An 8,381-nucleotide genomic window follows, 5' to 3' on the forward strand; every position below is an offset into this window, starting at 1 on the left:
AGCAATTTTATGCGCTGGCAGAATAAATCCGTCTAGTTTAAAGGGATGGCATGCCAGCTCATCCAAAATATGCATTTTTGCGCTTAATGCGACAGAACCTTCTGTTTTACTCTAATTCATAGAGGTGATCCCTCGGTAGACGTATCGTCGGATTCACCAAAACTTGGTCTTTAGGGCACTTCTAAAAATTTAAAGTTCTAAACAAAACGAGGCACGAGAAAAAAATGGTTACGCAGCATATGCATGATATGTAAGGAAACATTTTTTCGAGTAACAAAGTGTTGTGACGAAATTTGGATTTTTAGAAGTGCCCTTTACTTCAATCAATATGAATTTCTGATCTCTACAAAGCGAAAGGGGGGTGTGCCACGAAAAAATATTGAAATTAAATAAAATCACAAGAATCATACATATAATGCAGCAAATGATTACACAAAATTTGTTTCTAGTTAATTAAAGAGGGCGACTCTCTATGTTTAAGACATCACAATTTAGAAAGATTGTTAGCGCAATCATTTATTTCACAGCAACGCTGACCTTTCTATCAATAAACAATGCTTCTGCAGATGGCAATCAGGTCAATTTCGCACTTACAGATAATGCAGGACACTGGTTTGATACCGGATCTGTAGTTGCAGGTAATCGTTCGATTGCAATCGCCTCTCCCGGTGTGAGAATCAATTTTTCTGGTAATTCCAATACAGTGCATACGAGAACCAGTTTGATTTATCCAACCGGTGCAGCGGGTATGCCATTTAATACCGATCCTAAGAAAGGCGGCGATAGCCTAACGCTAACTACGCCGGGATTGTATGTTTTTACCTGCAGCATTCATCCCTATATGTTCGGTGCAGTAATTGTGGATGACCCAACCACCAGTGGCCTGGATCTTGGATCTTCACTCAGCTTAGTCAATGGAATTACAGTTCCGAGCAGTAGCGACCTGGCAACACGTCTGTTGCGGACATTCTTTATCGCAACCAATCCGGCTAACTGGCAGAACTATGCGAGTAGCACACCGTGGCATATTACTTATCCAGATGTTGATGTGCGCGTGGATATCGGAGTCGTTAATCTACCGGCTGTGCTAAACGCTCGCTATGGGAATGATATCAATCTGGCGACGCTTGCAAATCCAGCGACCCCCGCAGTCGGCGAAATTTGGGTAGCTACCCAGTTTGAAACGACTTCAGGAAAATCAAAACCAGGAACAGTATCGGCGATTGATGGATCTTCCTGGCAAGTAACACGAAAAGTAGCATTGCCTGCAATCCAGATGAACAACCCACATAACATGTGGACCGACAAAAATCAGAGCGTTATTTACGTAACGCAATGGTTTGACAAGAAACTGACGGTTTATGATCGTCAAACGGGTGCGCTGATTCGTAATGTATCTGTCGGTGAAGCACCAGCGCATGTGATGACGCTGACCGATTCGGATCGAATTCATATCACCAATAACGGCGACACTCGAACAGACTCCGTGATGGAGCTGACCCCTTTTGCGACCAAAGTACTGCGCAGGGTGGATATTGGACGGGGTAACCCTCACGCTCATTGGATGAGCCATGACGGCAAAACCATGGTAACGCCCAATGTTATTACCGGTGATACCACGCAATACAATTTCAAGACAAATAAGATAGAGGCTATTTTGCCATCAGGTACTCGTCCATTTAGCCATCCCTTAGCAACGGGCATGATGCCGGATGCCAGCAAGTATTACGTTGCCAATCTGCTCGATAGCACCATTACGGTCGTGGATATGAAAACACACCACGTCATCAAGAACATCAACCTGATTGAACATTATGATCCCGTATCTGGAGCCATTTCTGGCCCTGTAGGCGCGCTACCGATTCAGACTCCTGTTTCTCCGGACGGGAAAAATATGGTCACAGCCAATACCCTGACAGGGACAATTACCATTATCGATACACGACCCAATTTGGCTACAACGGATGAAGTCGTGGCGATGCTGTCATGCGATCCCGGTTGCCATGGCGTACAATACGGTGCTAAGAAAGGAGGTGGTTACTATGCCTATGTTTCAAGCAAATTCTCAAACAGAATGCTGGTGGTTGATCCCGATCCAAATGGTGATGGAGACCCATCCGATGCCAAGATTGTAGGAAAGGTGGGACTTTTCTCGGCAAATACAACGCAAAAAGATGCCAGCATAACAGGCAATCCAGGAATGGGGGGGCAAGGTATTTTGCCAATCCCGGTAGTTTATAACGGTTGGGTTCAGAATCTGCCTGCTTCCTGGAGCAATCAATTGACCCCAGCACAACGCAATCCGATTGAATAATTATATTTCTAATATAATATAACTAACCCAATGGATGAATGACTAACATAATTAGTGCTTGATATCGCTTGATCATATTAAGCACTATTTGTCACATTGACTTAATTAACTTCTTCAGGAGAAATAAAATGAGCACAGGACACGATGATCGACCCGGCAGTGGTGACCGCAAAGGTTACCAATTCACCTTCAACGATAATAATGAAATTATTGAAGTATTTGAAATTAAAGATGGTGTTCGGGAACTTAAACCCATCGATGATGATGGCACGGAAACTTATGAAGTCAATGAAGATGGGATAGTTAGAACGGATGAAGAACTGGGTATTGGTAAAGAAATAACTGTTTACGCTGATGCGGATGGCGATGGCACCTATTTCCGTGTTTCGGAACAGTGGGCCTTTGATACGCCCGAAGAAAACCCATCCAGGTTTGAAGGCAGGCTCGTTTATTCCCCAACTGACGACGACGATCATGTCGGAGTGCGTGGTGGTGAAGACTGCTATGGCGGGAAAGGCGCAGATGATTTCGTGATTCGTGAGGCCGCACATTTACGAATTGGAGATTTCAAGTCGAGCGAAGATAACTTCATTATTTTTGATACCAACCTTGGTCTAACGTCAGTAACGCAATTGGCTGGCTTTGTTACAGAAGTTCAGCAAGATGGTCAAGATTTCATCGTCTACTTTGGCGATGACGTATCGATCACGTTGGTAGGCGTACAACCGGATCAAATTAGTTGGGACGATGTCAGTGTGTTGAGTTAATTCCAAGTAAACAGAGGGGTTCGTTGACCCCTCTTAAACTGCTTTATAAACTCGCCACACACATAAAATTCGAAAATATCGTAACTGGCAGAAAACCTTAATTTTTCCTTATTTCATCAATTGAAATTGGTCAGAATTTAATCTTCGTCCCCTAGCGCTGGTGGCCGCAAAAGCAAGTAATTAATTCGCGTCTTCGTCTAGCAACGCACCCACCAGTTTCGCCTCTATTTCCTGGTATTGCGGATTGTTGTTACGAACGGCGGAAGGCTCTTGCCAGGCGGGATTCTGGCGTAAAGCGCTGGTCAGTTTGCTCCAGTTATCGGGTAATTTTTCGCTCTCGGCTTTGTCCACATACAAGGTGTGCTGCGTGGCATGACCGCGGTGCATTAATTTATTCAGCAGGTGTTTCTGGCGCAAATATAAGACTTGCAGCGTAGTTTCGTCGGCGCATTGCCACTGCGTACCTTTTACGGTTGCCTTAATTTCATCACCATAACGTTTGAAGGTTGACCAACCGGCGCCGGCAATGGCACCCAATGCAGTGGCAGCGCCAAGACTCATGCCACCGACCATCAAATCAATGCCCGCTCCGGCTGCGGCACCCTTGGCTGCTGCACTGCCTAAATCCAATCCATACGCTTTGAGTATGCCGGGGGCGAATATGTCCAATTGCCAGTGACCATTGCTAACCGGAATTTTCTGGATCGCGACATCTTTTTCCGAAAAATTGAAAATGGATAATAATTCATGCAGACAATGCTGCTCGGCTTTCCGGACAAACTCATGCAGCTGGTCTTCAAGCAGTGAATGCGCAATCAGATTATTTTGAGTCGTTTTGCTTTCACGATAACAGGACACATTCACAATCAGCGCAGCAACCCGCTTGGCACCGGATAAGCAAAGCTGGTTCCACAATTTGGCACGGTAATCAATCAGCTTCTGCAGCCGGTCGTAATGCGATTCCACCAAAGTCTGCATTTTCTGATACAGACGCTTCTCCGCTTCAAAAGTAAACGCGACGGTATCGAATTCCAGCGTGGCATGCATGTGGAAAGCTGCCAAATGCTCGCGCCATTTTGCCAGTTTCCTGTCATGTCCGGCAATAAAATTAAACACCGGGATAATCGGTTTGGCCGATTGCTTGAGTATGTCCAGTTCCAGGCGATACTTTTCCAGAAAAGGTTCACGCACATCGATGATATAGAGAAGAATATCGCTGCGTAACACTTGCCGGATGACTTTCGCTTCCTGCTCGAGCGGATCATTGACGGCAACATGCGTCACGAAATGCTCCAGTATCTGCACCGGTGGCAGCAATTTCGATTTTGCAGCCAGCTTTTTGATATGTGCGGATAACGCCCGTGAGTCTTCCAAACCGGGCGTGTCGTACAAATTCAGAATCGGTTCGTTGTCGGCGGATATTGTCGCTTGTTCGACATGCCGCGTGGTGCCTGCACCATCTTCAATAACGCCAAATTCGGTGCTGCGCAGCATGGTACGGATCAGCGATGTTTTACCCGTATTGGTATGCCCGACGACGGCAATATTTAGCAAAGCATCGGTATGCGGGCGATGGGGATTTCTTACGCTCATAATTTATTGGGTAATCACATGTTCTGCGGGAATGCCGCAGGCTTCCGCCAGGCGGAACCAGGCAAACTCGCGCGCATTGGTAACCGGCGCCGATGGCTTGCTCAAGAGGATTAACCAGGATTTTCCGTTACTGCTGTCGACCAGTTCTTTGATCAAGCGTTGCACACCGCGATCAGGCAAGCGATGTGCGGCTACACCCAGCAATAATGGGCCATTAAGATTTTTTATCAATGCAATGGCCTCGTCGTGAGAATCTTGGTCGATGATGTTCAACCGGCAGGTTACTGATTCCGGCCAACTCGTCGCAGAATCCAGTTCAATACCAAAAGCCTGCGCATTCGATGGAATGGCGACATTCGCTGGCGGCAGCGTAACTTCGGCGGGTTTGACGCCAGCCTGCGGATCGGCATCAATGACCTCGGCTTTCACTTCACGCGCCATCAAACGCTGACGCAGCTCTATATAGTAGGGCAAATAAAGATCCAGCTTGAACCGGTGCTCACTCAATTTTTGCATGACGAGCGAGAGACCGAGCACCAAGAGACGCGGGAATATGCCATAGACCAGTAACGCACCGATTAAAAAGGTAGCCCAGGCCATCCGGGTTTCCGCATCCTGCTTGCTGACGCCTATCCGGCTGGAGATGGTTTGCGGGTCATTTGGTATTTTTAATCCCATCGCTTCCAGCGGCGTGCCGAGAATTTGCGTGAGTCTGGGCAGCGTGCTGTCCGGCAGCAACGTGGTGCCCCAGATGAAATTATATTGTTTGGCCAGCATGAGTAATACCAGTAATACCATGCCGGCGATCAAGTAGGTTAACCAGAATTTGTGCGTGAGTACGCTGATGCGCCACTTGCCGGCATCGCCGGTTAAGCAGCTCTCCCACCAAGCGTGCGATGCCAGTGAGGCAATCGTCGGATCTTTCTTGTGCCGATAAGGCAGCCAACTGGCCAATTGCGCGACAATGCCGCTGCTTAAACTTTGCAGATTCAGCGTAATACCCGAAATCCATAGCAACAGGGAAATCAAATTAAATCCCAGCAGTACCGCGAGCAACCAATAAATATTCAGTGTCGAATAATCCCCCACCGCCTGGCTTGCCGCCAGCGCGCCCAGAATGACGGCAAGCCCCAGACAAATCCGGTGCGCACGGATAAATTGCCGGTGCGGCTGCTGCAATGCATCGTTCAGCGTGTTTTCCTGAATTAACCGCTTGGCGCGCGTGTTCAATCGCTGGATAAAATCCGCATAATTGAAATCACCATTGGCAGACCTCGGCAACTCCTGAATACTGGCATACGATAAATCCTCCGCTTTCGCGGATTCTATCTTGCGCACCTGTTCGATACGCACCAAATCATCGAATGTGTGTTTCTTTACTGACATTTCCTGGTTAATTCCAAATAAGGAGAATCAAGACATTACGGTGGCTGATTTGGGTTTGTTTCATAAAAAATGGTTAGAATTTATCAGGCCTTTGAAATTCGTTATGAGCGCAGCAAGTTCCAGGCAAAAATTGGCGAAAAAGCGGAGTTTGCAATTTGCAAATGAGCATTTTAAGCCAATTTTTAACACCGAAATTGCAAGCGCAATAGAATTTCAAAGGCCTGTTATAGTAAAACAAGCTAAAATTTGTTATTAAATCATTCAAAAATTATGGCAGGACAATTCTATGAAGCCGGTTGCAATTTTTAGACATTTGCCCATCGAAGGGCCAGGCTATTTTGCCACATTTCTCGACAACAATCATATTCCCTGGCGACTGATTAAAATAGACGCCGGTGAAAAACCGCCAACCGGCATTGCTGAATTCAGCGGCCTGGTGTTTATGGGCGGGCCGATGAGCGTCAATGACGATTTGCCGTGGATTGAAAACTCGTTAGATTTAATCCGGCAAGCGGTTGCAGAGGATATGCCAGTACTCGGCCATTGCCTGGGCGGCCAACTCATGGCTAAAGCACTCGGCGGTATTATCAGCGCCAATCCGGTTAAAGAAATGGGCTGGGGCGAAGTCAATGTGCCGGATAACCCGGTTGCGCGTTCCTGGTTTGATGAGCTAACCACTTTCCAGTCTTTTCACTGGCACGGCGAAGCGTTCAGCATCCCGCAAGGTGCTACCTGCATCCTGTCCAGCCCGTACTGCGAAAATCAGGCGTTTGCACTCGGTATGCACTTAGGCATGCAATGCCACGTCGAAATGACCGAACGCCTGGTCATTGACTGGTGCAGCGTTGGCGCGGAAGAACTCGCCAGCCTCAATGAGCCGTCGGTGCAATCCATCGCCGAGATTGAAAAAAATTTGCCGGAGCGTGTGGCTGCACTCAATACGGTGGCTGAACGGTTATATCAAAAATGGATTATTAACTTGAAAAAGTAGACAGCTTCGCAAAATGCTTTATTCATAATGCGTCCATAGCCGCAATACTTTTACAATCTTTTCTTTTTCCAATACTTGATAAACAAGCCTGTGCTGGATATTGATGCGACGAGAATAAGCGCCCGACAAATCGCCAACTAATTTTTCATAAGGCGGTGGATTTTGATAATGATCATTACGAATGACATCGAGCAACGCGAGCGCCTTCTGTTTCAATCCGGCTGCTGCAAGTTTTTTGGCATCCATTATTGCTTGATGCGTATAGCAAAGCACCCACATCACCATTCCAGGTCTTTGCTACAAGCATCAACATCGGTTTGTAAACCTTCCCTAATCGATTCACGCATGCCAGGCATGGAAACCAGATAAAGTGTTTCATTAATGGCATTCCAATCTTCCTCGGAAAGCAGCACCGCATTTGATCTTTTCCCCTTTAATAATAATAGGCTGATGGCTGGATACCGTTTCATCGATCAAACTATATAATTTAGCCCTGGCTTCGGTTACATTCAACGTTGTCATAAAAACCTCCCAATAGCGCATCATACGTTTTCACGTACGCATTATCCATTTTGCTTCAAGGTAGAATAGCCGGTAATAATTGGCACAGGCACAAAATCAAAGGTAATAAAATTCAAGCGCCGCTACGCGGCGCTATCAGTGAACAGCAAATCAGCGCTTCAGCGTTCAGCGGCGTCCGCGATCTGTGGTTCGATGGGGGACGAACACAATACCCGGAAACCCCTATGGTAGGAACGATCGTCCGGAAGGTAGTAGTTGCGCACCGACGCACGCACGAAGTGCGGATAAAAGCTGTAGGAACCGCCGCGCAGCACGCGGGCCTCGCTTCCTGATAATTGGCAGTTTTCCGGCACTTCATGTTCGTTTAAACACCATTCCCAAACATTACCAGCCATGTCGTCTACCAAAACATCTTCACGGGGCGGCCTGCGACCCAACGGATATAAGCCAACCGCAACCGTACGACCAATACCTGCCTCACGACTGTTTGCACGCTGCTCGTTCCACTCACCCCACGGATAATCTTGCTGCGTACTCCCGACGGCGGCCCATTGCCATTCCCACTCGGCGGGCAATCGAATCGGCAACTGCAGTTTCTCACTCAGCCAGCGGCAGTAGGCCACTGTATCGTACCAGGAGACATTAATCACCGGATAATTTGCAAAAGACCACAGTTGCCGACCGGGTTCCTCCTCCCTCGGCCGCTCCTCCCGGTTCTGTCGCATTAAGCGCAAAAATGCATATTTTGGATGAGCTGGCATGCCATCCCTTTAAACTAGACGGATTTATTCTGCCAGCGCATAAAATT

General features: G+C 47.3%; 7 protein-coding genes and 1 pseudogene. 3 read left to right on the plus strand and 5 right to left on the minus strand.

The window, feature by feature from the left end; all coding sequences use genetic code 11:
* The first annotated feature begins 472 nt into the window (after positions 1–472).
* Together ACH10T_RS13440 and ACH10T_RS13445 are read left to right on the plus strand one after the other, a co-directional pair.
* Positions 473–2,314, plus strand: a complete 1,842-nt coding sequence (locus ACH10T_RS13440; protein WP_394809769.1) for a copper oxidase — start codon at positions 473–475, stop codon at positions 2,312–2,314.
* Between the two features lie 128 nt (positions 2,315–2,442).
* The gene (locus ACH10T_RS13445) at positions 2,443–3,081 is read left to right on the plus strand and encodes a hypothetical protein (RefSeq protein ID WP_394809770.1); all 639 of its coding nucleotides are present in this window, start codon (positions 2,443–2,445) and stop codon (positions 3,079–3,081) included.
* A 180-nt stretch (positions 3,082–3,261) separates the two neighbouring features.
* On the opposite strand, the gene ACH10T_RS13450 is transcribed toward ACH10T_RS13445, so the two are convergent.
* On the minus strand, positions 3,262–4,674 hold the full coding sequence (locus tag ACH10T_RS13450; protein ID WP_394809771.1) for a GTPase/DUF3482 domain-containing protein: 1,413 nt from the start codon (positions 4,672–4,674) through the stop codon (positions 3,262–3,264).
* 3 nt (positions 4,675–4,677) lie between these two features.
* On the minus strand, positions 4,678–6,060 hold the full coding sequence (locus ACH10T_RS13455; protein WP_394809772.1) for a DUF2868 domain-containing protein: 1,383 nt from the start codon (positions 6,058–6,060) through the stop codon (positions 4,678–4,680).
* Positions 6,061–6,346: 286 nt separating this feature from the next.
* Here ACH10T_RS13455 and ACH10T_RS13460 point away from each other — a divergent pair, with 286 nt between their 5' ends.
* Positions 6,347–7,051, plus strand: a complete 705-nt coding sequence (locus ACH10T_RS13460; protein ID WP_394809773.1) for a type 1 glutamine amidotransferase — start codon at positions 6,347–6,349, stop codon at positions 7,049–7,051.
* Positions 7,052–7,069: 18 nt separating this feature from the next.
* Here the strand turns inward: ACH10T_RS13460 and ACH10T_RS13465 are convergent, their stop codons facing one another.
* From ACH10T_RS13465 to ACH10T_RS13475, 3 genes and pseudogenes are all read right to left on the minus strand, one after another.
* A complete protein-coding gene (locus ACH10T_RS13465) occupies positions 7,070–7,336 on the minus strand; it encodes a Txe/YoeB family addiction module toxin (RefSeq protein ID WP_394809774.1) in 267 nt (88 codons plus the stop codon).
* Positions 7,330–7,573 (minus strand): annotated as a pseudogene (locus ACH10T_RS13470) (type II toxin-antitoxin system Phd/YefM family antitoxin). The gene ACH10T_RS13465 and the pseudogene ACH10T_RS13470 overlap by 7 nt, the downstream one beginning before the upstream one ends.
* Positions 7,574–7,731: 158 nt before the next feature.
* Positions 7,732–8,334, minus strand: a complete 603-nt coding sequence (locus tag ACH10T_RS13475) for a formylglycine-generating enzyme family protein (RefSeq protein WP_394809775.1) — start codon at positions 8,332–8,334, stop codon at positions 7,732–7,734.
* Between the last annotated feature and the right edge of the window lie 47 nt (positions 8,335–8,381).

Source organism: Nitrosomonas sp. (assembly GCF_043753625.1).
Lineage (GTDB): Bacteria > Pseudomonadota > Gammaproteobacteria > Burkholderiales > Nitrosomonadaceae > Nitrosomonas.

What these genes read in the sequence shown, in the direction of transcription:
- ACH10T_RS13440 (WP_394809769.1), top strand. Translation starts at nt 473, where the DNA reads ATGTTTAAGACATCACAATTTAGAAAGATTGTTAGCGCAATCATTTAT.
- ACH10T_RS13445 (WP_394809770.1), top strand. Translation starts at nt 2,443, where the DNA reads ATGAGCACAGGACACGATGATCGACCCGGCAGTGGTGACCGCAAAGGT.
- ACH10T_RS13450 (WP_394809771.1), bottom strand. Translation starts at nt 4,674, where the DNA reads ATGAGCGTAAGAAATCCCCATCGCCCGCATACCGATGCTTTGCTAAAT.
- ACH10T_RS13455 (WP_394809772.1), bottom strand. Translation starts at nt 6,060, where the DNA reads ATGTCAGTAAAGAAACACACATTCGATGATTTGGTGCGTATCGAACAG.
- ACH10T_RS13460 (WP_394809773.1), top strand. Translation starts at nt 6,347, where the DNA reads ATGAAGCCGGTTGCAATTTTTAGACATTTGCCCATCGAAGGGCCAGGC.
- ACH10T_RS13465 (WP_394809774.1), bottom strand. Translation starts at nt 7,336, where the DNA reads ATGGTGATGTGGGTGCTTTGCTATACGCATCAAGCAATAATGGATGCC.
- ACH10T_RS13475 (WP_394809775.1), bottom strand. Translation starts at nt 8,334, where the DNA reads ATGCCAGCTCATCCAAAATATGCATTTTTGCGCTTAATGCGACAGAAC.